Genomic DNA, 26605 nt, shown 5'->3' with positions numbered 1-26605 from the left:
ACTTAACTTTTTTCCGCAATCCGTAAGATATCCCCAAAAACGCCTCGCGCCGTTACGGCGGCACCAGCTCCGGCCCCTTGTATCACCAAAGGGTGCTCGCCATAGGACTCTGTATAGATTTCAATGATAGAATCCGATCCCTTTACCTGTCCCAGAGCACTTTGGCTGGGCACAGAGATCAATTTAACCTCCAAAATCCCTTTTTCCTGCTGCAGGTCCCCATATAGATCTCCCACATAACGCAGCACATGTTTTGGTTTCTGCAGGCGTTTAATTTCATTGAAGGTATCATCCAAAACATTTAAATTGCCAAGGAAATCGGTCACCTCGCCTTTACGCAATATTTCGGGAATCAGATTTTGTACCTCGATATCCGAAAATTCGTTTTTCAAATCCAACTCCCTGGCCAAGATCAGCAGTTTTCTACCTACGTCATTGCCCGAGAGGTCCTCTCTGGGATCTGGTTCGGTGAAACCCTTTTTCATGGCCTCCTTAAGGACAAGGGAAAAGGGGACATCCATCTCGGAAAAGGTATTGAATATGTAGCTCAAAGATCCTGAGAACACCCCCTTGATTCGGGTGATGTTCTCGCCGGACAAATGCAATAGTTTTATGGTATCAATCAACGGTAGTCCCGCCCCCACATTGGTTTCGTATAGATATTGTTTTTGACTTTTGGACAATTCTTCCCTGAGCAATCGGTAGTAGTCGTACCGTAGGGTATTGGCAATTTTATTGGAAGACACCAGGTCAAAACCGTTTTCCGCGAAATCAAAATAGCGGGCAACAAAATCCTCGCTAGCCGTATTATCAACGGCTATCAAATTTTCCAAATGATGTGTCCTGGCATAAGCAAAAACATCCTCAACGGTGTATGGAACACCCTCTTTCTGCACCTTCGTTTTCCAATTGGTGCCTATCCCATCTTTGTTCAAAAGCACCTTTTTGGAGTTTGCAAGGGCAAAAACGTTCAGATGAATACCCTTACGCCTGTCTATGGTATCAGAAGATTTCAGAATTTGATCCAGTAGGGTCCCCCCCACGTTTCCGTGCCCAAAAATGGCAAGGTTCACTTTTTTTGTAATGCCAAAGATCTGTCCATGCATTACGTTCAACGCTTTGTGCAAATCGGCCTTCCTTACGACCAGGCTCACGTTCTTCCCCGAAACCGTATTGTTGAACAGCAAGGGTACGACATGATTTTTTATCAAGGTATTGTAGGGCTTGTGGAAAGTACTCAAATCCTGGCCCACGATGGAAATGACCGAAACATCCTCTACCACGGTAATGTTATTGATGTCCTTGGTGCGGAAGTCATTTTCGAATTCCGACTCCAGCTCCGCCCTCCCCTTTTCGGCCTTGTCTGCATCGACCACCAAACCTATTCCCCTTTCGGAGGATCCCTGGGAAATAATGCCCACATTAATATTGTTTCTGCCCAACACCTTAAAGATGCGTGCATCTACCCCAACCTTTCCCAAAAGGCCCCTGCCCTCCAAGTTGATGAGGGCCATATGGTCTATGACCGACAAGGATTTGATGCCTTCCTTGTTTGATTTGGCACTGATCAAGGTACCCTCATTATCATCATTAAAGGTATTGAGGATACGGAGCGGGATATTTTTTTCGATCAAGGGAATAATCGTTTTTGCATGCAAAATGTTAGCCCCAAAGGTGGCCAGTTCATTGGCCTCGCTATAGGACAGTTCCGAAATACGTCGAGCCTCGGACACCAACTCGGGATTGGCCGTAAAAATACCATCTACATGCGTGTAATTCTGTAGTTCTTCCGCATCCAAAAAATTAGCGACCAGGGCCGCCGTATAATTGCTTCCATTCCTACCCAGTGTGGTGGTCTCATTATTTCTGTTGGAGGCGATGAAGCCCGTAACAATAGGTACGCAGTCTGTATCCAGTTTGGAAAAAGCGGTCACTATATTTTCCTTGGAGAGCGCTTCCAAAACTTGGGCGTCCCCAAAGGTGGTATCTGTTTTTAGTAGGTTCCTCGCGTCTATGGACTGGGCCTTTATCCCCTTTCCTATCAATAATTTGGTTATCAGCTTGGCCGAGATTAATTCGCCATACGCCAGTACCTGATCCTTAATTTTGGAACTGTAATCCCCTAAAAGGGCCACCCCTTCAAGTAGCTTGGCCAATGCAGCAAACTCTTTGGAAAGGTTCACATTTTTAAAGGAGTGTTTCTGGTACTTTTCAAAGACCTCAAAATCTGCTCGATAGTTGGCTCCCTGTGCTGCTTGTTCCAATATGGATTCCAATTGGTCCGTTGCATTTTCCCTGGCCGACAGGACCACCACAATTTTTTCTCCCTTTCCTACCTTATCCGAGATTATTTTTAATACCCGCTCTATTCCCTCGCCGTTGGAGAGTGACTTTCCTCCAAATTTCAAGACTTTGACGCGCTGGGTCTTCCCATTTTGATCAAAAATGCCTTTGAGGAGGTTCTGCATCTGTTCAAACTCGATCAAAAAAGCGTCGTGACCATGTAAGGATTGAATCTCCCCATAAGTAACATTGCTATTGGCCTGTGCCAATCGCTTAAAGGTTTCTTTGTTCTCTTTGGCTGTAAAAAAAAGGTCCGAATCCACGCCTACAATGTGAATATTGGTATTGCTCTGTTGCAATTGGTTGAACGCTTGTTCTCCCTGTCTGCTAACATCAATGGTCTTTAGCAGCTGGTTCATTAGCTTATAGGCAGATAACTGAAAGCGCTCCTGCAGCTTTTCTCCGTGGTGCAAAAGCCAACTTTCTACATTGAAAACCTGAAGTTCCTCGTTTGTGGTACGCTGAAAACGTTCCTTGAACGATTCTGGTGTCCTATAGCAAAGCATAGCGTGCATACGGGCGTCATGCACGGGCTGCTTGGAGTTTGTCAAAAACTGTTCCTGGATCTGACAGTTGGCAATCAGCCAATCCGTGGATTTCCAGTCTGAGGCCACAGGAATCAAATGTTGGATCAAATTAGGGTTCAGGGCAGCCATCTCCCAGGCAATTCCTCCCCCAAGAGATCCCCCGATTACGGCGAACAGCCTTTCGATCTCCAGTTCCTTTAAGCCCTGTAAAAAGATTTTGGCAATATCTTGGGCCACAAAATCCTTGTAGTTTTCTATGACGAAACTATCATAGCCATTCCCAGGTATATTAAAAGCCAAAACCGTATATTTTTTGGTATCGATACACTTCCCGTCGCCCACTAGGGAAGACCACCAACCGGTTTTTCCGGTAACATCGGAGTTTCCGGTAAGCGCATGGTTCACCAAAACAATAGGGGCAGAGTGAAGTGGCTTCCCAAATAGTTGGTAGGACAACGAAATTTCTTGTGAGACCCCGCTTACCGTGGTATAGTTTTCTATATGTATATGATGTAGCATAGATTCCTCAAAACGGTCATAAAAATTCCGTACCTCACGTACGGGTGTGGCACTGGCTTAGGCCAGTACGGATTTATCAATTAAGGCAAAAGCCTGTTCCAGATCGGCCTTTAAATCATCCAAGTTCTCCAGCCCTACGGACAAACGTATCAGATCCTGTGTAACTCCGGTAGACTCTTGAGCCGCCTCATCCAGTTGCTGGTGGGTGGTGCTGGCCGGATGGATAATCAAGGATTTGGTATCGCCTATATTGGCCAGGAGCGAGAATATCTTGGTTTCATCCGCGATTTTTTTGGCCGATTCAAAACCGCCTTTCACTCCAAAGGTCACCAGGCTGCTTTGCCCATGGGGCAGATACTTCTTGGCCAGGGCATTATATTTACTGGATTCCAGTCCCGGGTAATTTACCCAGGTCACTTCCTCCTTGGTCTGTAACCATTTTGCCAGTTCCAGGGCGTTCTCGCTGTGCCTTTTCATCCGTACCTCCAAAGTTTCCAGACCTTGTATAATTTGGAAGGTATTGAACGGACTAAGACATGCACCATAGTCCCGTAGACCTTCTATCCGTACCTTGGCAATAAAGGCCGCAGGGCCCAGGGCTTCGTGGTACACTAGCCCATGATACCCAGGGGAGGGTTCCGTAAACTCCGGGAACTTTCCATTGGCCCAATTAAAGGTGCCTGCATCAATGACCGCTCCACCTAGGGCCGTTCCGTTCCCATTGATGTACTTGGTAAGCGAATGTATCACAATATTGGCGCCATGGGCTATAGGGTTCAAAAGTGCCGGGCTGGCCACCGTATTGTCCACTATAAAGGGAACTTCTGCTATTACGGCTTCCGTGGAAATTGCCTTGAGGTCCAGCACATCCAGTTTCGGATTTCCCAACGCTTCCACAAAAAAGGCCCTGGTGTTGTCCTGAACGGCCTTGCTAAAATTTGAGGGGTCGGAAGGATCTACAAAGGTGGTGGTAATTCCCAAACGGGGCAGGGTAACGCTCAACAGATTGTAGGTTCCGCCGTACAAGCTATTGGAAGCCACAATATGATCCCCCGCCTTCAACAACACCAAAAGTGCTGTAGCGGTCGCCGCCGTACCCGAGGAAGTGACCACAGAGGCAATACCGCCTTCCAGAGCAGCTAAGCGTTGTTCCAATATATCATTGGTGGGGTTGTTGATCCTGGTATATATATTTCCGGTTTCCGCCAAGGAAAATAAATTGGCGGCATGATCCGCACTGTCGAACACATAGGCCGTACTTTGGTATATGGGCACTGCCCGTGTTCCACCATTTAAGGTAGTATCGTGGCCTGCATGCAACGCATTGGTAGAAAATTTCTGATCACTCATGACTTTTGTTTTTTAATTTCACAATTCCTTAAATACAAAGTCAAACCCTCAATGCAACGGCTGCAACAGGTATAATCAAAAAGTTAAAAAGAAAGAAAAATTACGGAGGTAATTCAGATATGTTATCTATTCCCATATGTCGGGATAGAATTTAGCACCTTCTCCGTTCCCGAAAGCTATCGGTAAACAAAGGGTTGCTAAGGCTTCATAGGGTCTATTCCCTCCACCTTTCTTGATAACCATTCAATATGTGTTTGAACTTTAACGCTACAAATATAGCTACGGAAAATTTTAATTTCCTAATCTTTTTGGGAAAAATTACAAATTGAAAGCCGATTTCACCTGGTCCACGGCATCGAGCTTCTCCCAGGTAAACAATTCTACCTCTTTTTCAATCCTTCCGTTATAGGGTGATTCAAAAACCTTATTGACCGTTTGGGGCTGCTTCCCCATGTGTCCATAGGCCGCAGATTCCAAATAAATAGGGTTTCGAAGTTTTAAGCGCTCCTCAATCGCAAAAGGTCGCATATCGAACAACTGCGCCACTTTTTTTGCAATCTCCCCATCGCTGAGTTCCACGTTTGCCGTTCCATAGGTATCCACAAATATAGAGGTGGGTTCTACCATGCCAATGGCATAGCTTACTTGGACCAAAATTTCGTCCGCCACCCCTGCGGCCACCAGATTCTTTGCGGCATGGCGTGTGGCATAGGCAGCACTTCGATCTACCTTGCTCGGATCCTTTCCGCTAAAGGCTCCTCCGCCATGGGCGCCTTTTCCACCATAGGTATCCACGATGATTTTTCTTCCTGTTAAGCCAGTATCTCCATGGGGACCGCCAATGACAAACTTGCCGGTAGGGTTAATATGGTATTTGATGTTGCCATTAAAAAGTTGCTGAACATAGTCGGGAAATTGGGCAATTACTTTTGGCATCAGAATACTCACGATATCTTCCTTGATTTTCAGGAGCATTTTAGCATCATCAGTATCAAAATCGTCATGCTGCGTAGAGACCACAATGGTATCTATGCGTTGGGGTACATTATCATCGGAATATTCAATGGTTACCTGGGCCTTGGCATCTGGTCTTAAATAATCGATTTGATCCTGCGCCCTTCGCAAGTCGGCCAGCCCTTGCAATATTTTATGGGAAATATCAAGGGCCAAGGGCATATAGTTCTCTGTTTCCTTGGTGGCATACCCGAACATCATACCCTGGTCTCCCGCTCCCTGATCTTCCTTGGCACCTCTGTCCACACCCTGGTTGATATCTTGTGACTGCTCATGGATCAAGGAAATTATGCCACAGGAATCCCCGCTAAACTGATATTCGCCTTTGGTGTACCCAATATTGTTGATTACTTCCCTGGTAATCTGCTGAACATCCAAATAGGTGGCACTCTTAACTTCACCGGCCAACACCACCTGGCCTGTGGTGACCAAGGTTTCACAAGCTACCTTGCTTTCCGGATCAAATGCCAGAAAATTATCCAATAAGGCATCGCTTATCTGGTCCGCAATTTTATCGGGATGTCCTTCGCTCACAGACTCCGAAGTAAATAAATATGCCATATACCACTGTTCTTTAGTGTTGAGGGATTTGACGAAAAAATTTAAAGAAGTTTACTAGTATGGATATATTCTGTAGTAACTGCTTTAGCATTTTTTGGTTCCCTGTTCATGCCCGGGCCAAAGAGGTTGCAATCAGTCAAATCCATCCTCTACACAATTGGTGCACAAAAGTACATATTTATCAAAGAAATCAAAATCAAAAAAAAGAATTTGTTCGTGGTATTTCAACAACTATTTTTTTCTCTTACACCAGATACTTGTATATTGTACGCCCAACCAAAATTTGATACCGACCAACAATTAATAGTACCATATGCATATTGCCGTTGCTGGAAATATAGGAGCCGGAAAAACCACTTTGACCAAATTGCTTGCCAAACACTACAAATGGGAGGCCCATTTTGAGGATGTTGTTGACAATCCCTATTTGGATGATTTTTATAACCAAATGGAACGCTGGAGTTTTAATCTCCAAATTTACTTCCTTAACAGTAGGTACCGGCAAATCCTGCAGATACGCGAAAGTGGCAAGAATATTATCCAGGACAGGACCATTTATGAGGACGCCCATATCTTTGCGCCCAACTTACATGCCATGGGACTTATGACCAATCGGGATTTTAACAACTATTCCAGTCTTTTTGACCTGATGGAGAGTTTGGTTCAACCTCCCGATCTGCTCATCTACCTCAGAAGTTCCATTCCCAATCTGGTAAGCCAGATCCACAAACGTGGTAGGGAGTATGAAAATACGATTTCCATAGATTATTTGAGCAGGCTGAACGAACGTTACGAAGCCTGGGTACACGGTTATGAAAAAGGCAATCTGTTGGTCATTGATGTGGACCGCCTGGATTTTGTGGACAATCCCGAACACCTAGGGGAAGTCATCAACAAGATCGACGCCGAAATCAACGGCCTTTTTTAATTCCCCTCCTGGCTTAAACGGTGGGTTTTCCGTAGTTTTTTCTTTTTATTCCATTAGGCATTGGTCCCTACTATGTCCTAATTTTTATACATAGAAAAAGGGAGCCCATGTTGCCATAGCTCCCTTTCCAAAAAGTTTGTTGTTTCCTTATTTCCTTTCCTCCATCGCGGCAGCATAGCTGATGGTAGTATCTTCCGTTTCGGAATGCTGTATTTTGGTTTCTAGTTGGATTTTCTCAGTGGCATTTTCGGCCGTTCCTGTTTCGTCCTCGGTATGTCCTCCCAAAATTGGGGCGATGACCAGACCTACCAAACAAGTAAGTTTGATCAGAATGTTCATAGAGGGTCCTGAAGTATCCTTAAATGGATCGCCAACGGTATCACCTGTTACTGCAGCTTTATGGGCATCAGAGCCTTTATAGGTCATTTCACCATTGATTTCGACACCGGCCTCAAAGGATTTTTTGGCATTGTCCCAGGCACCCCCTGCATTGTTCTGGAAAATGGCCCACATGACACCGGATACGCATACCCCTGCCATATAACCTCCCAAAGGTTCTGCCCCAAAGACCAAGCCAATGATAATTGGGGTAATAATGGTAATCAGTCCTGGCAATATCATTTCCCTTAAGGCTGCTTTTGTGGAAATATCAACACATTTTGCATATTCTGGTGTTCCGGTACCTTCCATAATTCCCGGTATTTCCTTGAACTGTCTGCGCACCTCTTGCACCATTTCCATGGCGGCCTTGCCCACGGACTGCATGGCCAATGCCGAAAAGACCACTGGGATCATCCCACCTACAAATAGCATGGCCAGTACGTCTGCCTTAAATATGTTTATGCCATCGATTCCTGTAAAGGTCACATAGGCGGCAAACAGGGCCAGGGCGGTCAAGGCAGCTGAGGCAATGGCGAAACCTTTGCCAACCGCAGCCGTTGTATTGCCTACGGAGTCCAAAATATCAGTACGTTCACGTACCTCAGGGTCCAATTCACTCATTTCTGCAACTCCGCCTGCGTTATCGGCAATTGGGCCAAAGGCATCTATGGCCAATTGCATGGCCGTGGTGGCCATCATGGCCGACGCCGCAAGGGCCACACCGTAAAATCCGGCCAAGGCGTAAGATCCATAGATTGCGGCGGCAAAGAGTATTACCGATGCAAAGGTAGATTTCATCCCAACGGCGAGACCAGCGATGATGTTCGTAGCCGCTCCGGTTGAGCTGTTTTTTACGATATCCAATACGGGTTTTTTTCCTAAACTGGTGTAATATGAAGTTACCACAGATATTAAGGCGCCTACGGCCAATCCGATACAGGCCGCTCCAAAAACATTGGTAGCGGCAATATCCCGATACCCTTCACCAAAAAACTTCATGCTCATGGTTTCCGGCAACATCCAATCGATCAAAAACCAGCTGGCCACTAGGGTCAATAGGATGGATGCCCAGTTTCCGGTATCCAATGCCCTTTGTACTTGGGCTTCTTTAGCGCTGTTACTGGATATTTTTACCAAAAAGGTACCGAGTATGGAGGCCAATATACCCACACCGGCAATAACAATGGGCAAGAGCACAGGGCCCATATTGTTAAAAGCATCCGTGAATTGTGTGGTGGCCGACATATCCTTTATCAGATAGTTCCCCAACACCATGGAAGCCAGGACGGTGGCGACATAAGAGCCAAAAAGGTCGGCACCCATTCCTGCTACATCCCCTACATTATCGCCCACGTTGTCAGCAATGGTGGCCGGGTTACGGGGATCGTCCTCAGGAATACCGGCTTCTACTTTCCCAACAAGGTCGGCCCCTACATCGGCCGCTTTGGTATAGATTCCTCCACCTACACGGGCGAATAGGGCTATGGATTCCGCTCCCAATGAAAATCCGGCCAGTGCTTCTAGTGCAATGGTCATTTCAACATAAAAGGAAGCGTCTCCCGTAATGAACATTTTAATGAAAATAAAGAACAATAGGCTTAGTCCCAATACTGCCAAACTTGCTACACCCAATCCCATAACGGTTCCCCCTCCAAAAGACACTTTTAGCGCCTGAGGAAGACTTGTTTTGGCCGCTTCGGCAGTTCTGGCATTGGCTTCTGTGGCGATGCGCATGCCTATATTACCGGCAAGGGCAGAAAAAATGGCCCCCAGAATAAAGGCCACGATGATAATCCAATGGGTAGTGGGCACAAAATAGGAGATAGCGCCCAAGGCTACGGAAGCAATCACTACAAAGACGGCAAGTAGGCGGTATTCCGCACTTAGAAAGGCCAATGCACCTTCTTTGATCGCCTTGGAGATACCTTGCATTTTTTCACTGCCAGCAGGCTGCTTTTTTACCCAGGCCATTTTTACGATCATAAAAAGAAGGCCTAAAACTGCCAATCCTATTGGCACAAAAATAATATTGGATTCCATATGTTCTTCTGTTAATTATTTAGCTGGGCAAAAGTAGTGAAATCATACAGAATAAAAAAAGCAATATCACATGCGGATATTGCTTTTTTTACCAGCCTTGAAATGCCACATTTACTTGATGCTCACTTCTTTCTTGGGAACGTCGCTTTTCGAAAACCGATTGATGCATTTGGCCACAATCTCTTTGGCTTCGGCCACATTTCCCCACCCACCAACGGCTACTTTTTTCTTTTCAAGGTCCTTGTAGACCTTAAAAAAGTGCTCTATTTCCTTTATGAGGTGCGGGTTCAGTTCGTTTAGATCGCTCACCCTATTGGATATAGGATCGGAAATGGGTACACAGATCACCTTTTCATCTGGGCCTTTTTCATCGGCCATATGGAAAACCCCAATGGGTTTAACCTCCATAACACAGCCCGGAAAGGTAGGCTCTGTGACCAGCACCAAAACATCCAGCGGGTCGCCGTCCAAGGCTAGGGTCTCTGGAACAAAACCGTAATCTGCCGGATACATCATGGAAGAAAATATCATCCGATCGTACCGTATCTTTTTCAGTTCAAAATCGTATTCGTATTTATTTCTACTGCCCTTGGGAATTTCAATCAAAACATCAAAGGAGGTGATTTCTTGTGCCGTCATAATTCGTCTTATTAGGTGGGCAAAGATACTTGAAATTGGGCTGATGCCATAGCTAAGGCATCAAAAACTAAACCCGAAGGAACCGGTTACGCTAAAAGGCCTGGCATTGGGATTGTCCAAATAATTGCCCCGAAAGTTAAAATCTATCCTCAAAATCTTAAAGATATTGCCCACCCCAAAGGAATACTCCCAGTATATCTGGTTTTCCGGAGCGATAAGAGGAATGTTGGTAGGACTGTTCAAAGCAATGTTTTCATCCGAGAGTTGGCCCCAAGCGCCCCTAAGACCAACGATTTCCCTGAGATTAAGTTTTCGCAGGAAGGGAATTCGGGAGAAAAGCCTGCCGTTGAAATTATGTTCCAGGTGCGCGGAAGCGTAAGTATCCGTAACGAATTCATAAAAATCGAGGTTCGGGAAGGTATTGTAGAGTGAGAATAGGGTCTGATTGCCAGGGATTACATTTAAAAGGCTTAGCGGGACCTCACCAAAGGTCTTGCCTACCTCAACCGTGCTCAGTAGTCTTCCAAAGCCTCCAATCTGCCAGGGTTGCGTATAGGAAAACTGTACTCTTTCGTAATCAAAATCACTGCCCAGAAAACCCTCTATACCCTTGGTATAGTTTAACAAGAGGGTGCTAAAATTGTCGTTGATGTTTATGCGCTCCACACCGTAGCCAATGGTTCGCTTCCCAGGTGTGTAGACCAAGATGGTGTTGATATCGAACTGCTCCACTTCCGAAGAAATGCCGGTGGGGGATGTGGGATCCACATAATCCAGGTTAAAGGCATCGGGCAGCGCCGAGCTCAGGGTGCGGAACGAACTGCCAATACGTATCCTAAAATTGGTAAGGGGTTCCACTTCTACATTAAAGGTGCTGAGATTGATGTTGGTAAGCCGGTCATTGGCCCCTACGGTAAGTACGGAAGAAGAAGCTATACTACGACCTAAAACGTCGTTTGTAGCGGTTAGGCTCAACCCTAACTGTTCTATATCCCTCCTATTCCCGCCAGAAAGAATCAAGCGGGTTTTCCGGTCCAAAAGAAACTTGGCGGAAAAACCGTGCTTAAATTTTCGGTCATCAAAGCCGTAGGCCATATACCCTTCCAAGCGCCAGGGGTCGTTTTGCCCGAAATAGGTCCTAGCACCGCCCCGTACGCGAATGCCCTCGGCATCATTGAATCCAAACACGCTGTAGATATCCCCAAGATCCAGATTCCATTTATCAATTTCCACATAGCCCGAATTCAGGATACTCACAATATTGTAATAGGTTTTGAATTTGGGTACGGTCTTAAGGGTGTCCAAAAGCTTATAAATGCCCTTTTCATCCTTGTTCAGTGTTTCCAGTCTACTGCTTTTCCAGAACAAACTATCCCTGTTGAATACCCTGGGGTCAAAGGGATCGGCTTCATTTTTATAGAATTCCAGGGGCCTGGGAACATTGAAGGTATAGTTGTCATAGACCGTGGTTCTCTTGCCGTAGATGCCCCTGGACTTTTCCTTTTTCCGCAGGCTGAAATCGCTTAGCATATAATCCCTTTTCAAGAGAAAAACCGAGTCGTTCACCACATCAAAATCCTGTTCTATATAAATCTCCTTTACCCAATTGATATTGGCACTTTTGGTGACCTCTAGATTGATCTTCTTTATGGCATAGGTAGAATCGTTCACCCAAAAATCGCCTTTAAAGGTGAGTTCGTTTTTTCTTCGGGGGTAGTAAATAATGTTATAGCACCATTTATTATCGATATAGGCACTATCCGATAGCACATAATTATAGGTATCTATACCTGTTTTGGACAGCGGGCTGGTAAAGCTTTTGTCAAAAAACTTGAGGTAGTTTTCGTAGATATCGTAATCCGAGTACAAGTCTTGGATAAATGCTGTAATGGCCTGGTTATTGCTGAAACCGGAATTTTTATTGCCCAATACGTCTTCCTTTTCCTCTCCCATTGCATTGTCGCCATACACCTTGGAAGCCACTTCGTTCAAAAAAATGGGCAAATAGGTCTTGCCCGTAATCCTGGAAGTATCCAAATCCTGGAACATGAATTCCAGGCCTTTGAACAACTTACTTTTCATTAGCGCGCTGTCTATGGTGTTTAAATCAAACTCTACCTTCTCGTACTTATCGTATTTGTACTGCTCAAACATGCGCAGGCCGTTTATCCTTTTTTTCGCCCATATTTTGCGTAAAATATCAATGGCAGGATTGTTCTTTTTGGATTGCCGGCCCACGTAGACCACGACCTCGTCTAATTGCTCGCTCTCCTCTATCAGGGGTACTTCCATATTGTAATTTACCTTGGCCTGCAAGGAAATTTCTATGGCCTGGTACCCGATAAAGGAAACGACCAAGGTCGAATAGGTAGTGTCCGATTCCAAATAAAACCGGCCGTTGTCATTGGTAATGGTACCTTCGGTGGAATTTTTGAACAGCACATTGGCAAATGCGACCGGGGAACCGGATTCGTCCACCACGATACCGCTAACCTTGGTTTGGGATAATGCAAAAAATGTAGAGAGGAGAAAAAAGGTAAAAAGCAGTTTCTTCATCTATTGGATAAATTCACCAGCATGCATTCCACTGATTCCAGGGACCATGCGTACATGTTTGATTAATTGATCTAGCGTAATGTTCCTATCAAATAATGTACCCTTTTAGAAAAAAATTCGCCAACTGTTCAGTTGGCGAAGCTAATATAACCCGACAAAACGGTTTTGATCATTTATATAACACTTTCTTAACAGCTTTGATGACATCTGTATGATTGGGAAGCCATTCTGCCAATAGGACAGGGGAATAAGGTGCCGGTGTATCTGCTGTATTTATTTTCACGATCGGGGCGTCCAAATAATCGAAGGCGTTGGACTGTATATGGTAGGTAATCTCCGTGGCAACATTTCCAAAAGGCCAGGCCTCCTCCAGCACTACCAATCTATTTGTTTTCTTCACCGAATTCACCACGGCCTCGTAATCCAGAGGTTTAACGGTGCGCAGGTCTATGATTTCGCAACTAATACCTTCTTTATGGAGTTCATCGGCGGCCAAATAGGCTTCCTTTATGATTTTTCCGAAGGAAACTATGGTGACATCGCTTCCTTCCCTTTTGATATCGGCTACGCCCAAGGGTATGGTATATTCCCCTTCCGGAACTTCCCCCTTGTCTCCGTACATTTGCTCGGACTCCATAAAAATTACAGGGTCGTCATCTCGAATGGCCGATTTTAATAGGCCTTTGGCGTCATTGGGATTGGATGGCACCACCACTTTTAGACCAGGACAATTGGCGAACCAGCTTTCAAAAGCCTGGGAATGTGTGGCGCCCAATTGGCCCGCAGATGCTGTTGGCCCTCTAAAAACTATCGGACAATTAAACTGTCCGCCCGACATCTGACGGATCTTGGCGGCATTGTTGATGATTTGATCGATACCGACCAAAGCAAAATTAAAGGTCATAAACTCCACGATGGGCCTGTTGCCGTTCATGGCAGAACCTATAGCTATTCCGGAAAAACCCAATTCGGAAATAGGGGTATCCAAGACACGGTCTGGTCCAAATTCGTCCAACATTCCTTTGGACGCCTTGTATGCCCCGTTGTACTCGGCAACTTCCTCGCCCATGAGATATATGGATTCGTCCCTTCTCATCTCTTCGGACATGGCCTCGGCTATGGCCTGCCTAAATTGTAAAGTTTTCATAATATTTTTGGCCTAATGATTAATCCCTATCGCTTAAAATGCAAGCAAAAATAGGAAAATATATGTCAATTCATTGACAGCCATGAATAAAAAAAATAGCAAAATTTACTATGCATGCATAGTAAATCTTAAAATTAATAGTTATCTTAGCGGCGTTTTAAAAAGACTAAAAACAGCAATAATGAAGATATTAGTTTGCATAAGCAATGTACCGGATACCACGTCCAAAATAAACTTTGCGGAAAACGACACCAAATTCGATACCAACGGGGTGCAATTCGTAATCAACCCGAACGATGAATTTGGGCTTACCCGCGCCATGTGGTTTAAGGAAAAGCAAGGCGCTACCGTGCATGTGGCCACCGTTGGCGGTACCACCACGGAGCCTACCATCAGGAAGGCCCTGGCCATTGGGGCAGATGAGGCCATTCGTGTAAATGCAGAGCCTACCGACGGTTTTTTTGTGGCTGAACAATTGACCGATGTGGCCAAGAACGGCGACTACGACCTTATTATCGCCGGTAGGGAATCCATTGATTACAATGGCGGCATGGTGCCGGGCATCATGGCTACCTTGCTCAACATGAATTTCGTAAACACCTGTATCGGTCTAGAAGTAGAGGGCAATAATGCCACTGCCATGCGTGAAATTGATGGCGGAAAGGAAAAAATTGCCACCACCCTGCCCCTGGTTATCGGAGGACAGAAGGGGCTGGTAGAAGAGAGTGATCTACGGATCCCCAACATGAGGGGCATCATGATGGCGCGACAGAAAAAACTGAGTGTAGTGGAGCCCATAGCCTCCAGCAACACTACCGAAGATATTAAATTTGAAAAGCCCGCCCCCAAGGGTGCCGTTAAGCTGGTCGATGCCGACGATATGGACGAATTGGTCCGTCTTTTGCACAACGAGGCCAAGGTAATCTAATTAAAAACACAAACTCCAAGCGCAAAAAGCAGTTTGGAAGTTGCAAATCAACTATACAATATGTCAGTCTTAGTATATACAGAATCGGAAAACGGAAAATTTAAAAAGAACGCTTTTGAAGTAGCTTCCTATGCCCATGCGGTCGCCCAACAGTTGGGCACTGCGGTTACGGCGGTCGCATTCAATGCCAGCGAGGGCGAAAGTTTGGGTGCTTATGGCGTTTCCAAGGTGTTGAACATCGCTGATGATTCCCTTAAAACCTTCAACGCAAAGGCATTTGCCAATGCCATAGCACAAGCTGCTGAGCAAGAGGGGGCCAACACCGTAATATTGAGTTCCAGTGCGGATACCAAATTCCTAGCCTCCATTCTAACGGCCCAATTAAAAGCGGGTTACGTACCCAATGTAGTAGGGGCACCTTTAAGTACAGCTCCTTTCGTAGTAAAAAGAACAGCCTTTAGCAACAAGGGGTTTGCGCATACACAGATCAATGCCGAATTAAAGGTGTTGGGGGTTTCAAACAATGCTTTTGGCGCTCGGGAGAACAAGCTGGATGCGACAGTGGAAAATTTTGCCCCTACCCTATCGGAAACGGATTTTTCCACAAAATCCGTGGAAATAGATAAGGTTGTAGGCAAGGCTACCATCGCCGATGCCGATATCGTGGTTTCGGGGGGAAGAGGATTAAAAGGCCCTGAAAACTGGGGTATGTTGGAAGAATTGGCAGAGGTACTGGGTGCCGCTACGGCCTGTTCCAAGCCGGTTTCGGATTTAGGCTGGCGGTCGCATGGAGAACATGTTGGGCAAACGGGGAAACCCGTGGCCAGCAATCTGTATATCGCTATCGGTATTTCCGGTGCCATACAACATTTGGCGGGGGTAAGTGCCTCTAAGGTCAAAGTGGTCATCAATACAGATCCAGAGGCTCCATTCTTTAAAGCGGCCGACTATGGCGTTGTTGGGGATGCTTTTGAAGTAGTTCCCAAACTAACCGAAAAATTAAAGGAATTTAAAGCCCAAAACGCTTAATTTTTGTTAATTTGTGCCCCTGAAGGGCTGTTTAAATAACGGGCAATCCTTTTATTTAAACGGCCTTTTATAGTTTATAGATATGAGTTTAGTTCGATTAAAAATAAAGGGGATATCCTATAGCCAGACCCAAAATGGTGCATACGCCCTGATATTGAATGAAGTTGAGGGAGACCGTAAGCTACCCATTGTCATAGGGGCATTTGAGGCGCAATCCATTGCCATCGCCCTAGAAAAGGAAATAAAACCCCCAAGACCGCTGACACACGATCTTTTTAAGAATTTTGCGGATCGTTTTGATATCGTGGTCAAACAGGTTATTATACACAAGCTGGTAGATGGCGTCTTCTATTCCAGTATTATCTGCGAACGCGACAAAATTGAAGAGATTATCGATGCCAGGACCAGTGATGCCATTGCTTTGGCACTTCGGTTCGGGGCTCCTATTTTTACCTATAAGACCATTCTGGACAAGGCGGGGATCTTTTTAAAATTTTCTTCCAAGGACAAGGACAAGGAAGAAGGGGACGACAGTATTGTGGTCGATGAAATTTTACAGGAGGGTGAGACCGTGGAGATTGAGACCGGGGCCTCAGATGCCTATAAGGAATTGACCCTGGAGGAACTGCACCAGGAGTTGGAAAAAGCCGTGGCCAACGAGGATTACGAAAAAGCGGTAAAACTCAGGGATGAAATATCCAAACGCAAGTAACTAACCAACAACCACTTTATGAAATACGGACTTTGGATTCTTCTCTTTGTATGCTGTATTTCTTTTCCCTCATTTGCCCAAGAGACATCGCTTCCCGATAGTTTGCAGACCATCGCGGAAACCACCACCATTAATGAGGTAGTACCCCAGAAAATCCCGGAAATCATTCCCAACGAGGGCTTTTCCATCAACAGTCTATGGCGGGGCATGTTGGGCATGGGTGTCTTGGTGCTTATTTCCTTTCTATTCAGCGCTAATAGAAGGGCCATCAACTGGAAGACCGTGGGTATTGGCCTAAGCATCCAATTGCTTATCGCCATTGGGGTCCTGAAAGTACCCTTTATTAAGGTCGCATTTGAGAGTATAGGAAGGGTCTTCGTAAAAATCTTGGATTTCACTCGAGCGGGCAGTAAGTTCCTTTTTGAAGGATTGGTGGTGGATATGGATACTTTTGGGTTCATTTTTGCCTTTCAGGTACTCCCTACGATCATCTTCTTTTCGGCCTTGACATCTGTTTTATTCTACTTGGGAATCATCCAAAAAGTGGTCCGTGGCCTGGCCTGGCTGCTGACCCGATCTCTGGGTATTTCCGGGGCCGAAAGCCTTAGTATTGCGGGGAATATCTTTCTAGGTCAGACCGAAGCTCCATTGCTCATCAAGGCTTATTTGGAAAAAATGAACAAATCCGAGATCCTACTGGTAATGATCGGTGGGATGGCCACCGTGGCCGGCGCTGTTTTGGCCGCGTATATAGGGTTTTTAGGAGGTGATGATCCGGAGCTCCGATTGTATTTTGCCAAACACCTTTTGGCCGCTTCCGTCATGGCGGCTCCCGGAGCCATTGTAATTTCCAAAATGCTCTACCCGCAAACCGAATCGGTCAATACGGAAGTACAGGTCTCCACCGAAAAAATCGGGGCCAACATTTTGGATGCCATTGCCAATGGCACCACGGAAGGCCTAAAATTAGCGGTAAACGTAGGTGCTATGTTGCTGGTCTTCGTTGCCTTTATTGCCATGCTCAATGGCATTTTTGGATGGATCGGTGATTTCACCACCCTGAACGAATTAATCGCCAAAAACACTGCCTACGACAAGTTTTCATTGGAAGCCATTCTCGGTACCGTCTTTGCCCCGCTCATGTGGCTTATAGGCGTTGCCAAGGAAGACATTATGCTTATGGGGCAATTGTTAGGGATTAAACTGGCAGCCAGTGAATTTATAGGATATATACAACTGGCCGAACTAAAAAATATGGCCAACACCACGCATTTTACCTATAACAAGTCCGTCATCATGGCTACCTATATGCTCTGCGGTTTTGCTAACTTTGCCTCTATCGGTATTCAGATCGGAGGCATCGGTTCCTTAGCGCCCGGACAGCGAAAAACCCTTTCGGAGTTTGGGATGCGGGCCGTGCTTGGTGGCTCTCTAGCCTCGTTGCTCTCTGCCACCATAGCGGGAATGATCCTGGGATAACCCCAAGTTTTACATTTTTGGTTGATAAAATTTTCATAACTATTTAGGTGCTTACCTTCGGGAATAGCGGTCTATATTTTATTTTAGCCAGACGATGGGCGTCATGGTCCGTCGGTCTAACCCACAACACCCTAGTTGATACCTTAAAAAAATAGTTGGAAAAGTACCTATGAAACAATACCACGACTTACTGAAACATGTGCTCCAAAACGGAAACCAAAAGGGGGATAGAACGGGAACGGGAACTCTGAGCGTCTTTGGGCACCAAATGCGCTTTGACCTTAGCGAGGGCTTTCCGATGATCACCACAAAAAAGCTGCACCTAAAGTCCATCATCCATGAGTTGCTCTGGTTTCTCAAGGGAGATACCAATGTAGGGTACTTGCAAGAAAACGGGGTCCGCATTTGGAACGAATGGGCCGATGAAAAGGGCGACCTGGGTCCGGTATACGGACATCAATGGCGCAATTGGAACGGGGAGGATATAGACCAAATCCGGGAAATTGTGCACACCCTACGGAACAACCCCAACAGCAGACGTATGCTGGTCTCTGCCTGGAACCCAAGCGTATTGCCAGACACCTCGGTTTCCTTTGCCGAGAATGTGGCCCAGGGCAAGGCCGCCCTACCGCCCTGCCATGCTTTTTTCCAGTTTTATGTGGCCGATGGCAAACTGTCTTGCCAGTTGTACCAGCGCAGTGCCGATATTTTTCTAGGCGTCCCTTTTAACATTGCCTCCTATGCCCTATTCACCCTTATGATGGCCCAGGTCTGTGGCTACGCCCCGGGAGCGTTCATCCATACCTTTGGGGATGCCCACATCTATACCAACCATATGGACCAGGTAAGCTTACAATTGAGCCGGGAACCCCGGGAACTTCCTAAAATGATCTTAAATCCCGAGGTAACGGATATCTTCGATTTCACATTTGAGGATTTTACCCTGGTAGATTATAATCCCCACCCCCACATCAAGGGAGCCGTGGCTGTTTAAATCTGATGATTCGAAACAACCGGAACAGGTTTCCTCGTCAGCTTCATATTCCGCTCTGTGGAAGTTAGGATGCTCTTTTTTCACAATTTCCGGTCAACTTCCCAAGGCAGACAACCCAATTAACATCTTCTTAACCGGGTAGGGATCTCAAAAACCATAATTTCAGTATCTTTAAGGTATAATTTATCTCATGATACTTACGGAAAACCTGCTCGACTTCTTTCGGGATACCCGAAAGCATACGGAGGCCATCTGCTCTCCCTTGGAAATTGAGGATTATGTAGTGCAGCCCATCGTGGATGTGTCCCCGCCTAAATGGCATTTGGGCCATACCACTTGGTTCTTTGAGGAATTTATACTAAAGCCATACGGCGAAGGCTACCACCTTTTTGATGAGGATTTCTCCTTTGTCTTCAACAGCTACTATGAAACTGTTGGCAAGCGGGTAGTGCGATCGGACCGTGGCAATCTCTCCAGACCATCGGTGCAACAGGTCTACGCCTATAGAACCTATGTTACCAAGGCTATGGTATCCCTACTCGAAAAAAACCAAAGTCAGGAACTGCTCGACCTCTTGGAAATTGGCATACACCATGAAAAACAACATCAGGAACTGTTACTTACCGATATCAAGTATATTTTGGGCAACAATCCACTACTCCCCGCCTATTCCGACACCTTTGAGGAGTATGTGCCAGAAGATCATGGAAGGGAATGGATTTCCATGAACGAGGGCCTGTATGAAATTGGGCATAATTCCCCGGATTTTTGCTATGACAATGAACTGGGTCGGCACAAGGTTTTCCTACCTTCCTATGAAATCTCCAATAAATTGGTGACCAATGGGGAATTTATGGCCTTCATCCAAGCTGGGGGATACCAACAATTTGATCTCTGGCATGCTGAAGCCTGGGATTGGGTAAACCAAGAACAGGTAACCGCTCCTTTATATTGGCACAATATTGAGGGAGAATGGCACCATTATTCCCTTAAGGGCCTGCGTAAAATTGAGCCGGATCAGCCGCTGGCCCATATCTCCTATTTTGAGGCCTTTGCGTATGCGCAATGGAAACAATGCAGACTGCCCACGGAATTTGAGTGGGAAGCTGCCCAAGAATTTTTTCCTTGGGGCAAGCGATGGGAATGGACGGAAAGCGCGTACATGCCCTACCCTTCCTATAAGAAGGCCGAAGGTGCCCTGGGCGAGTACAATGGGAAGTTCATGGTTAACCAAAAAGTGCTTCGGGGCGGCTCCGTAGCTACGCCCCAAAAACATACCAGGCCCACCTATCGCAATTTTTTCCACCCCAATTTAAGATGGCAGTTTACCGGATTAAGGTTGGCCAAATAATTTCGACTTAAGCAGCATGCAGCAAAAAACAAGCACCATTTTCAAATCGCAATTTGAAGAAGAGGTATTTCAGGGCCTCTCCGAGTACCCCAAACACCTATCCTCCAAGTACTTTTACGATGAACGGGGAGACAAACTCTTTCAGGATATTATGGATATGCCCGAGTACTATCTCACGGATTGCGAGTTTGAGATCCTTTCTACATACAAAGAGGAGATTGCACGCCTTTTCAGCGCTGGCACCGAGGAATTTAACCTGGTGGAATTGGGAGCAGGCGACGGAAAAAAAACAAAAATCCTTTTGCGCTATTTTTCAGAACAGCGTATCAATTTCACCTATTTGCCCATAGATATCAGTCAGAATGCCTTGGACCAACTGGAAAAATCGGTGGGTGAGGAACTACCAAAGGTGCCAGTTCAAACACAGCAGGGCACCTATTTTGAAACACTGGAGAGCATTAACCGTTTGGACCATACCAAGAAGGTCATTCTATTTTTGGGATCCAATATCGGGAATCTTTTGCACCCCCAGGCTATAGAATTTTTAAAACACATTCAGGAATTGATGCAAGCCGGAGATTTACTTTTCATAGGTTTTGACCAGAAAAAACATCCACAGACCATTCTGGATGCCTACAACGATGCGGCCGGTATCACAGAAGCATTCAATAAAAATGTGTTGGCCCGCATCAACAAGGAACTGGACGGTAATTTTGATTTGGACAAATTCCTACACTGGGAAGTTTATGACCCGGAAACAGGGACGGCCAAAAGTTATCTGGTAGCCAAGGAATCCCAGACCGTTCGCATTGAAAAACTCCAGCTCACGGTAACTTTTAAACCCTGGGAGACCATACATACAGAAATCTCCCAAAAATATGATAATGAGACCGTGTGCTGGCTTGCGGAAAAGGCTGGCTTGCAAGTAGAAACAGAGTTCGGCGACCCCCAAAATCAATATAAGAATTACATTTTCAAGAAAAAATAAGAGGTATGAAAGCTATTTGGAACAATACAGTAGTTGCGGAAAGTGATGAAACGGTAGTGGTAGAAAACAATCATTACTTCCCTGCAGAGAGCATCAAAAAGGAATATTTTAAACCCAGTAACACCCACACCACATGTCCATGGAAGGGCCTTGCATCGTACTATACCCTATCTGTGGATGGCGAAGAGAACCCAGATGCAGCCTGGTACTATCCGGAAGTGAGCGAACTGGCCAGGTCCATAAAGGGACGGGTGGCCTTCTGGAAGGGCGTTACCATTGAGGAATAGTCCCCAATGGCAACCCTTTGATCCATTAAACTTCCAAAACCGCGTTTTCCGAGCCCGCGAAATCGTTCCACTGGTAGCGATCGGCTTCAGCTTCGTTGACGTAATTGCCGTCAATCAAGTACCTAAACTCATAAGAGCTTTCCTTGGGAAGGTCGAACGTTCCTTTAAATGTTCCGTTCTTTAATTTTTTAAGCGTGCTGCCCTTGGGGTTCCAATCGTTGAAATCTCCAACTACAGCCACTTTTTTAGCATCTTCTGCAGGTACTGTAAAGGTCACTTTACATACTGGTTTAGTCTTTAAATATTGTTTAGCAATAGACATAATGTTCTGATTTTAAATTACGCTGCAAAACAAAGTATTAAATCGCTCACCCGCAATGATTAAAATCATATTTATCGATTTGATAAAATTAGGCTGACAATATGTTCACTTTGACAAAAAACACGGCGTAATTTTTGAAGAGGCAAAATGCTACTTCCCTGTTTTTAAGATTTCTACAAGTCTATCAATGTCATTTTCGGTGTTATAAAAGTGAAAACTGAATCGAATCCCCATACCGCGGAGCGAACAGATAACATCTTTCTGGGCAAGCTGTCCATATATTCGTTCATTACCCTTGATATTGAATATGGTACTATGCCCTTCTCGTTTCAGCACGGCTTCTTCCAAGAGTCCCAGCTCTGCAAAGGCTATTTTTGCCTTGACCGACAGTTGTTCATTTTGCCGTGCTACGGTTTGCATGCCCAAGCGTGTTAGATAATCCAAGGAGAATTTGAGACTGCCAAAACTCAAGGTGTCCAGATGCCCCGGTTCCAAGCGCTTGGCAAAACGGACTTTTCCATTTTTGGACACATCCCCGTTAGCGGCATTGAGGCCGATTGTTCTTAAGTGGAACCTGTCTTTTATTTCTTCCTTGAAAAGCGCAAACCCGTTGCCATGGCCGGCCAGTAACCATTTATACCCGCTCGCCAATAAAACGTCCAATCCCGACTTTTCAAAATCGAAGTCCCTCGTACCACAGAATTGCGTGCCGTCCGCAAGGATGATCAAATCCGGATAGTTTTGTTTTAAGCGCTTCAAAAACTTAAGATCTATCTGTATACCGTTCACCCATTGCACCAAACTAAGGGCAAGGACAGAAATACGGTCCTGTTCTATCTTCGCGAGGATGTTTTCTTCCAGGTTTTCATCAATTGTTGCGTAGGAAATAATGAAGTCCCTATTTTCAAAGGGCCAATTTACCGAAGGGTAATCCCCTTCGAGCAATAATACCCGAGCATCCTGGTCCAGTCCCTCTAAAAGCATGTTGAGGCCAAGGGAAAAATTAGGGATCAGAGCCACACTCTCCCGGCTACAGTTAAAAAATGTACCGACCGTGGTCCTGGTTTCGGAGATAAGGCCAACGCACACCTTCTTGGCAGGAATACCGTCGATCAGAAAGTCTAGATCGTGCTCCTGTCTCCATTGCAGTAAACCGTCATAGAGCAATCCGGAGGCAGCAGTGTTGGCGTAAAGATATTGATTAAGCAAGGGAAATTCCTCTGTGAGCTTTTGCATGCGGCACAAATTGATAAATTGGATTTGTGGTATCTTTGCGAGTAAAGATAGGTATTAGCATGCTTTCCAAAAATAAAAACGAGGCCGAAATAAATTTGGAACAACACGAATTGCTCGAAACTGCCCAAACCCGAATAAAGCAGAAAAAGCGATTGTTTACCCATTTTGTGGTTTTTCTTATAGGCAGTGTTTTCCTCATCTTGATCAACAAGATCCTAAAGTACGGTGAGGCCTACGATTGGTTTATCTGGGCAATTACCCTATGGGCCTTCCTATTTGTGGTGCACGCGTTCAATGTCTTTGTTACACAGAAATTCATGGGCAAGGAATGGGAGCGAAAACAAAGGGAAAAGCTGGTCTTGAAACAGAAACAGAAAATTGCGGCCCTACAAAAGGAAATTGAGACAGATTTCCCCATTTCCAACATTAATAAAAAAAAAGAATAGTGCAGGACATCATTCTTATTGCGGCGGCAGCTGAAAATGACGCCTTGGGTCAGGATAATGATTTGCTTTGGCACCTACCAGATGATTTTAAACGCTTTAAACGGCTCACGCTGGGGTACAAGATTATCATGGGCCGCAAAACCTTTGAAAGTTTTCCAAAACCCCTTCCCAAAAGGATACATATCGTCATCACTCGAGACCGGAACTACAGCCCAAAATTTCCTGACTGTATTGTTGTGCACTCTCTCAAAGAGGCCCTTAATCATGTAGATAAGGGAGAGACCACCTATATTATCGGGGGTGGTGAAATCTACCAGCTTGCCTTGGAAATCGCCAACAAAATAGAACTTACCCGAATACACCATGAATTTGAAGCCGACACCTTTTTCCCAAGGATTGATGAAACCCAATGGAAGCTGGTGGCATCGGAATATCATGCAAAGGACGATAGACATGCCTATGATTTCACCTACCTGAGCTACGAGAAAAAATAGCGTTTAGAAATTGTGTTGTTCTACGGTGTAATTGGCCGTTACATCGGACAAAAAATCCTTCAATATTGCGGTGTCGGAATTGGAATAAAATAAATGGCTACTAGCCCTGGGATGCGAGTGCATCAAATTGTTTTGCTTTAAAACATGTAAGGTCTGCCGGGCTACGGCCTCCCCTGAATCCAAAATCTTCACATGGGGCGGGAGCATCCGCTTCAGTACAGGGATCAAATAGGGGTAATGGGTGCAGCCCAGAACAAGATAATCAATATCCTTTTCCAACATGGGCGCCAGGAACTTCCCGAGCAATTCCTTGGTCTCTTCCGTATTGATCTTGCCCTTTTCTATCAAGGATACCAGTCCCGCTCCCTCACGTTCAATAACAGTTATGCCGTTTGCGTGGTTTTTGGCCGTGCTATGGAATAGCTGGCTGGTGAGGGTTCCCTTCGTGGCCAGGACACCTACCGTTTTAGAGCGTGATTGCAGTGCAGCAGGCTTAATGGCAGGCTCTATCCCGATGAACGGAACTTTATACTGTTTGCGTAGTTGGTCTATGGCATTCGTAGTAGCTGTGTTGCAAGCCACCACAATGAGCTTACAACCCCTATTGAGCAAAAACTCCGTGTTCTTTATACTTAGCTCAAGTATTTCGGCATGGGGTCTTCCACCGTATGGGGCGTTCTTGCTATCTGCCAGATACACGGTGTCCTCATAGGGCAACAGCTTGTGGATTTCTTTCCAGATGGAAGTTCCGCCTATGCCAGAATCAAAAATACCAATGGGATCGTTCATCAATTAAGGCTTCCAAATTTAATGCAACTTACTAAAATAAAAGCTTGCCATGAAAACAAAAAAACCACCTCAATGAGGTGGTCGGTTCGGCTTGTATGGCAACTTTCATTAAAAGCCCAATTCCTTTTTTACTTCCGGCAGCAGATCTTTGCCCTTGGCCACGATCAGACCGAGTCCCTGGGTGGCATCCATGACATAGTCATAGCCTTGTGCAGCTGCAACCTTATCGATTGCGGCTTTTGCTTTTTCGGATATTGGAGCGAACAATTCTGCCTGTTTCTTCTGAATTTCCTGGTAGGCGGCCTGTTCGGCTTCTTTAATATTTTTTTCAAATCCCTGGAGTTCCGTGGCGCGCTTTTTATTTTCCTCTTCGGATTTGGAAGTGGCCTCGTTGGAATATTGCGTGTACTTGTTTTTTAACTCCGTGTACGAACTTTCTATATCGGCACTGTAGGTTTCCTGTAATTTCTTCAGCTCACCCTGAGCTGCCTTCATCTCCGGCATTTCAGATAAAAGTTGCTGCACATTAATGTGGGCCACTTTGCTCTGTGCATTTACAAAACCAGTAGCTGCTATGACTAAAACAATGACTACTGCTACTTTCTTAAGTTGTTTCATGATTTCTAATTAATGTTTGAGTGTTAATTTTTGAGTTTTATTCTTGCTAGGACACAACCCCAGCTTTTTTAGTTAATGGTGTCTTTTTCCTGTTCTGTATTTTCCTTCGCTTTCTTGCGTTCTTCTAGCTTGGCCTTTCTTTTGGCCTCGCGCTCCTCCAATAATTTCTTTCTTCTGGCCTCATAAGCTTTCTTGCGTTCTTCGCGCAATCTAAGCTGCTCGTTTCTCTTTTCTTCGGCGGTCTTTGTCCGGGCCTCTTCGGCCTGCTTTGCCTTCTCCTGGCGCGCCTTTAGTTCCTCACTGATCTCCTTCTCCAATTCCTCCCCTTCAAATTGATCTAACCGACTTTCGGCGCTCTGTTTCTTTTTGGGTTTGCTTATTTTTCTGGTTCTGGCAATACCCCTAAGGACCAAGTCACTAATATCGTGTCTTTTTTGGGAGTACAACATTACGACATCCGCTGATTTATCGAAAATAAAATCGTACTTTTTATTTGCCCCTATTTTCTGGACCTCGTTAAAAACCTGGTCCTGGATGGGCTGAATCAGTAGCCGTTTTTGAACGACCAAATCGCCCTGGGGACCAAACCTATCCTGTTGGTACTCCAACATTTCTTTCTCCAAAATCTGTATTTCCTCTTCCCTTTCCGTCACCAGTTCATCCGTCAACAATACCTTTTCCGCCATTAGGTCCTTTTTCATTTGATCAACGACACTTTGCTTTTGCTCTATCTCCACTTTCCATCTTTGGACCTTGGTCTCCAATTGATCGCTGGCATCCCTGTATTCCTCCACATTCTCCAGGATGTATTCCATATCCACATAACCAATCCGTACCCCGCGTTGCGCGTAACTAAGCGATGAAAATAATACAGCGGTTAAAATTAAAAGAACTTTCGTTTTCATTTTTATTGTCGGTTTTTACATA

Annotated in this window: 22 protein-coding genes, 1 pseudogene and 1 riboswitch; of the genes and pseudogenes, 11 read left to right on the top strand and 12 right to left on the bottom strand. The window is 45.4% G+C overall.

Annotated elements, in window-relative coordinates; all coding sequences use genetic code 11:
- Positions 1 to 2 precede the first annotated feature (2 nt).
- The 3 genes from thrA to metK all read right to left on the bottom strand — a co-directional run bounded on the left by thrA (position 3) and on the right by metK (position 6314).
- Positions 3 to 3389 (bottom strand): bifunctional aspartate kinase/homoserine dehydrogenase I, encoded by a 3387-nt coding sequence (gene thrA, locus ACRD67_RS04905; RefSeq protein WP_430965920.1) that lies wholly within the window; start codon positions 3387 to 3389, stop codon positions 3 to 5.
- A 57-nt stretch (positions 3390 to 3446) separates the two neighbouring features.
- Positions 3447 to 4739, bottom strand: a complete 1293-nt coding sequence (locus ACRD67_RS04900; protein ID WP_430965919.1) for an O-acetylhomoserine aminocarboxypropyltransferase/cysteine synthase family protein — start codon at positions 4737 to 4739, stop codon at positions 3447 to 3449.
- A 119-nt stretch (positions 4740 to 4858) separates the two neighbouring features.
- A riboswitch (SAM riboswitch) is annotated at positions 4859 to 4981 on the bottom strand.
- A gap of 76 nt (positions 4982 to 5057) precedes the next feature.
- Positions 5058 to 6314 (bottom strand): methionine adenosyltransferase, encoded by a 1257-nt coding sequence (gene metK, locus ACRD67_RS04895; protein WP_430965918.1) that lies wholly within the window; start codon positions 6312 to 6314, stop codon positions 5058 to 5060.
- A 313-nt stretch (positions 6315 to 6627) separates the two neighbouring features.
- Between metK and ACRD67_RS04890 the strand changes: the two genes are divergently transcribed.
- Positions 6628 to 7242, top strand: a complete 615-nt coding sequence (locus ACRD67_RS04890; RefSeq protein ID WP_430965917.1) for a deoxynucleoside kinase — start codon at positions 6628 to 6630, stop codon at positions 7240 to 7242.
- Positions 7243 to 7434: 192 nt separating this feature from the next.
- Here the strand turns inward: ACRD67_RS04890 and ACRD67_RS04885 are convergent.
- From ACRD67_RS04885 to ACRD67_RS04870, 4 genes and pseudogenes are all read right to left on the bottom strand, one after another.
- A pseudogene (locus tag ACRD67_RS04885) lies at positions 7435 to 9663 on the bottom strand (sodium-translocating pyrophosphatase); the annotation flags it as partial.
- Between the two features lie 111 nt (positions 9664 to 9774).
- A complete protein-coding gene (locus ACRD67_RS04880; RefSeq protein WP_430965916.1) occupies positions 9775 to 10302 on the bottom strand; it encodes an inorganic diphosphatase in 528 nt (175 codons plus the stop codon).
- A gap of 60 nt (positions 10303 to 10362) precedes the next feature.
- The gene (locus tag ACRD67_RS04875; RefSeq protein ID WP_430965915.1) at positions 10363 to 12858 is read right to left on the bottom strand and encodes a DUF5686 family protein; all 2496 of its coding nucleotides are present in this window, start codon (positions 12856 to 12858) and stop codon (positions 10363 to 10365) included.
- 169 nt (positions 12859 to 13027) lie between these two features.
- Positions 13028 to 14005 (bottom strand): pyruvate dehydrogenase complex E1 component subunit beta, encoded by a 978-nt coding sequence (locus ACRD67_RS04870; protein ID WP_430965914.1) that lies wholly within the window; start codon positions 14003 to 14005, stop codon positions 13028 to 13030.
- A gap of 181 nt (positions 14006 to 14186) precedes the next feature.
- Between ACRD67_RS04870 and ACRD67_RS04865 the strand changes: the two genes are divergently transcribed.
- The 8 genes from ACRD67_RS04865 to ACRD67_RS04830 all read left to right on the top strand — a co-directional run bounded on the left by ACRD67_RS04865 (position 14187) and on the right by ACRD67_RS04830 (position 21773).
- The gene (locus tag ACRD67_RS04865; protein ID WP_430965913.1) at positions 14187 to 14933 is read left to right on the top strand and encodes an electron transfer flavoprotein subunit beta/FixA family protein; all 747 of its coding nucleotides are present in this window, start codon (positions 14187 to 14189) and stop codon (positions 14931 to 14933) included.
- A gap of 60 nt (positions 14934 to 14993) precedes the next feature.
- Complete coding sequence (locus ACRD67_RS04860; protein WP_430965912.1) at positions 14994 to 15962, top strand: electron transfer flavoprotein subunit alpha/FixB family protein; 969 nt, start codon at positions 14994 to 14996, stop codon at positions 15960 to 15962.
- Between the two features lie 82 nt (positions 15963 to 16044).
- Positions 16045 to 16674: a bifunctional nuclease family protein gene (locus ACRD67_RS04855; RefSeq protein ID WP_430965911.1), complete on the top strand. Its 630-nt coding sequence runs from the start codon at positions 16045 to 16047 to the stop codon at positions 16672 to 16674.
- Between the two features lie 18 nt (positions 16675 to 16692).
- Positions 16693 to 18153 carry a NupC/NupG family nucleoside CNT transporter gene (locus ACRD67_RS04850; RefSeq protein WP_430965910.1) on the top strand — a complete coding sequence of 487 codons (1461 nt, stop codon included), beginning with the start codon at positions 16693 to 16695 and terminating at the stop codon, positions 18151 to 18153.
- A 169-nt stretch (positions 18154 to 18322) separates the two neighbouring features.
- Positions 18323 to 19147: a thymidylate synthase gene (locus ACRD67_RS04845; RefSeq protein WP_430965909.1), complete on the top strand. Its 825-nt coding sequence runs from the start codon at positions 18323 to 18325 to the stop codon at positions 19145 to 19147.
- 190 nt (positions 19148 to 19337) lie between these two features.
- The gene (egtB, locus tag ACRD67_RS04840) at positions 19338 to 20498 is read left to right on the top strand and encodes an ergothioneine biosynthesis protein EgtB (protein WP_430965908.1); all 1161 of its coding nucleotides are present in this window, start codon (positions 19338 to 19340) and stop codon (positions 20496 to 20498) included.
- 16 nt (positions 20499 to 20514) lie between these two features.
- On the top strand, positions 20515 to 21486 hold the full coding sequence (gene egtD / locus ACRD67_RS04835; RefSeq protein WP_430965907.1) for an L-histidine N(alpha)-methyltransferase: 972 nt from the start codon (positions 20515 to 20517) through the stop codon (positions 21484 to 21486).
- Between the two features lie 5 nt (positions 21487 to 21491).
- On the top strand, positions 21492 to 21773 hold the full coding sequence (locus ACRD67_RS04830) for a DUF427 domain-containing protein (RefSeq protein WP_430965906.1): 282 nt from the start codon (positions 21492 to 21494) through the stop codon (positions 21771 to 21773).
- Positions 21774 to 21798: 25 nt separating this feature from the next.
- Here ACRD67_RS04830 and ACRD67_RS04825 read toward each other — a convergent pair whose 3' ends face one another.
- Positions 21799 to 22095, bottom strand: coding sequence for an isoamylase early set domain-containing protein (locus ACRD67_RS04825; RefSeq protein WP_430965905.1), 297 nt, complete (start codon positions 22093 to 22095; stop codon positions 21799 to 21801).
- Between the two features lie 150 nt (positions 22096 to 22245).
- Positions 22246 to 23331 carry an aminotransferase class V-fold PLP-dependent enzyme gene (locus ACRD67_RS04820; RefSeq protein WP_430965904.1) on the bottom strand — a complete coding sequence of 362 codons (1086 nt, stop codon included), beginning with the start codon at positions 23329 to 23331 and terminating at the stop codon, positions 22246 to 22248.
- A gap of 59 nt (positions 23332 to 23390) precedes the next feature.
- Here ACRD67_RS04820 and ACRD67_RS04815 point away from each other — a divergent pair, with 59 nt between their 5' ends.
- Positions 23391 to 23777: a 2TM domain-containing protein gene (locus ACRD67_RS04815; RefSeq protein WP_430965903.1), complete on the top strand. Its 387-nt coding sequence runs from the start codon at positions 23391 to 23393 to the stop codon at positions 23775 to 23777.
- Entirely contained in the window at positions 23777 to 24271 is a 495-nt protein-coding gene (locus ACRD67_RS04810) for a dihydrofolate reductase (RefSeq protein WP_430965902.1), read from the top strand. Before ACRD67_RS04815 ends, ACRD67_RS04810 begins: the two co-directional genes overlap by 1 nt.
- Positions 24272 to 24274: 3 nt before the next feature.
- Here the strand turns inward: ACRD67_RS04810 and murI are convergent, their stop codons facing one another.
- From murI to ACRD67_RS04795, 3 genes are all read right to left on the bottom strand, one after another.
- Positions 24275 to 25060, bottom strand: a complete 786-nt coding sequence (gene murI / locus ACRD67_RS04805; RefSeq protein WP_430965901.1) for a glutamate racemase — start codon at positions 25058 to 25060, stop codon at positions 24275 to 24277.
- 108 nt (positions 25061 to 25168) lie between these two features.
- Positions 25169 to 25678, bottom strand: a complete 510-nt coding sequence (locus tag ACRD67_RS04800) for an OmpH/Skp family outer membrane protein (RefSeq protein ID WP_430965900.1) — start codon at positions 25676 to 25678, stop codon at positions 25169 to 25171.
- A gap of 68 nt (positions 25679 to 25746) precedes the next feature.
- Positions 25747 to 26583, bottom strand: a complete 837-nt coding sequence (locus ACRD67_RS04795) for an OmpH/Skp family outer membrane protein (RefSeq protein WP_430965899.1) — start codon at positions 26581 to 26583, stop codon at positions 25747 to 25749.
- Positions 26584 to 26605: the final 22 nt, after the last annotated feature.

Source organism: Eudoraea algarum (genome assembly GCF_050589645.1).
GTDB lineage: Bacteria > Bacteroidota > Bacteroidia > Flavobacteriales > Flavobacteriaceae > JBNGOQ01.
Note: the sequence above shows the minus strand (reverse complement) of the source record. Positions and strands in the feature narration are given on the sequence as shown.

Excerpts from the sequence above, each read along its gene's own strand:
- thrA (WP_430965920.1), bottom strand. The coding sequence starts at position 3,389 with ATGCTACATCATATACATATAGAAAACTATACCACGGTAAGCGGGGTC.
- ACRD67_RS04900 (WP_430965919.1), bottom strand. The coding sequence starts at position 4,739 with ATGAGTGATCAGAAATTTTCTACCAATGCGTTGCATGCAGGCCACGAT.
- metK (WP_430965918.1), bottom strand. The coding sequence starts at position 6,314 with ATGGCATATTTATTTACTTCGGAGTCTGTGAGCGAAGGACATCCCGAT.
- ACRD67_RS04890 (WP_430965917.1), top strand. The coding sequence starts at position 6,628 with ATGCATATTGCCGTTGCTGGAAATATAGGAGCCGGAAAAACCACTTTG.
- ACRD67_RS04880 (WP_430965916.1), bottom strand. The coding sequence starts at position 10,302 with ATGACGGCACAAGAAATCACCTCCTTTGATGTTTTGATTGAAATTCCC.
- ACRD67_RS04875 (WP_430965915.1), bottom strand. The coding sequence starts at position 12,858 with ATGAAGAAACTGCTTTTTACCTTTTTTCTCCTCTCTACATTTTTTGCA.
- ACRD67_RS04870 (WP_430965914.1), bottom strand. The coding sequence starts at position 14,005 with ATGAAAACTTTACAATTTAGGCAGGCCATAGCCGAGGCCATGTCCGAA.
- ACRD67_RS04865 (WP_430965913.1), top strand. The coding sequence starts at position 14,187 with ATGAAGATATTAGTTTGCATAAGCAATGTACCGGATACCACGTCCAAA.
- ACRD67_RS04860 (WP_430965912.1), top strand. The coding sequence starts at position 14,994 with ATGTCAGTCTTAGTATATACAGAATCGGAAAACGGAAAATTTAAAAAG.
- ACRD67_RS04855 (WP_430965911.1), top strand. The coding sequence starts at position 16,045 with ATGAGTTTAGTTCGATTAAAAATAAAGGGGATATCCTATAGCCAGACC.
- ACRD67_RS04850 (WP_430965910.1), top strand. The coding sequence starts at position 16,693 with ATGAAATACGGACTTTGGATTCTTCTCTTTGTATGCTGTATTTCTTTT.
- ACRD67_RS04845 (WP_430965909.1), top strand. The coding sequence starts at position 18,323 with ATGAAACAATACCACGACTTACTGAAACATGTGCTCCAAAACGGAAAC.
- egtB (WP_430965908.1), top strand. The coding sequence starts at position 19,338 with ATGATACTTACGGAAAACCTGCTCGACTTCTTTCGGGATACCCGAAAG.
- egtD (WP_430965907.1), top strand. The coding sequence starts at position 20,515 with ATGCAGCAAAAAACAAGCACCATTTTCAAATCGCAATTTGAAGAAGAG.
- ACRD67_RS04830 (WP_430965906.1), top strand. The coding sequence starts at position 21,492 with ATGAAAGCTATTTGGAACAATACAGTAGTTGCGGAAAGTGATGAAACG.
- ACRD67_RS04825 (WP_430965905.1), bottom strand. The coding sequence starts at position 22,095 with ATGTCTATTGCTAAACAATATTTAAAGACTAAACCAGTATGTAAAGTG.
- ACRD67_RS04820 (WP_430965904.1), bottom strand. The coding sequence starts at position 23,331 with ATGCAAAAGCTCACAGAGGAATTTCCCTTGCTTAATCAATATCTTTAC.
- ACRD67_RS04815 (WP_430965903.1), top strand. The coding sequence starts at position 23,391 with ATGCTTTCCAAAAATAAAAACGAGGCCGAAATAAATTTGGAACAACAC.
- murI (WP_430965901.1), bottom strand. The coding sequence starts at position 25,060 with ATGAACGATCCCATTGGTATTTTTGATTCTGGCATAGGCGGAACTTCC.
- ACRD67_RS04800 (WP_430965900.1), bottom strand. The coding sequence starts at position 25,678 with ATGAAACAACTTAAGAAAGTAGCAGTAGTCATTGTTTTAGTCATAGCA.
- ACRD67_RS04795 (WP_430965899.1), bottom strand. The coding sequence starts at position 26,583 with ATGAAAACGAAAGTTCTTTTAATTTTAACCGCTGTATTATTTTCATCG.